Annotated in this window: 1 protein-coding gene; it reads right to left on the reverse strand. The window is 60.7% G+C overall.

Features of this window, described 5'->3' with window-relative positions; translation table 11 throughout:
• Positions 1-348 (reverse strand): hypothetical protein (locus IG178_RS25800; protein ID WP_226895770.1); only part of this gene is annotated, 348 nt, incomplete at its 3' end.
• Positions 349-374: the final 26 nt, after the last annotated feature.

The raw sequence follows: 374 nt of genomic DNA on the forward strand, positions 1-374 counted from the left end.
GGCCCAGGGGTCGTTCTGTGGCAGGACCCACGTGCGGAGGACGCCGAGGCTCTTCCATCGACGGCCTCGCAGCACAACGAGCTCTTGGTTCTGATTCTCAGTCAGCAGTTTGAGCACTCGCACGATCGTGTCTCGATCAGTGCACCCGCTGGTGACGATCAGGCTGCCGGCAGGCCCATCCCCGCGTATTTCCAGGGTGTCAGGGTCTTGGGTGGCCGATCGCCAGAGGATACAAATGTGAAGATTGATCCCCGGAAAATCTTTGAGGACACCTTGTTGTAAGACGGGCAGACCGGCCACCGCAGCGAGCAGGTGCCCCGTGCCGTTCTTGAGGTCGATGCTGATCACAGCCGTACGGTGGAAGGACCTGAGGT

Source organism: Neoluteolibacter marinus, from assembly GCF_014904755.1.
Lineage (GTDB): Bacteria > Verrucomicrobiota > Verrucomicrobiia > Verrucomicrobiales > Akkermansiaceae > Haloferula > Haloferula marina.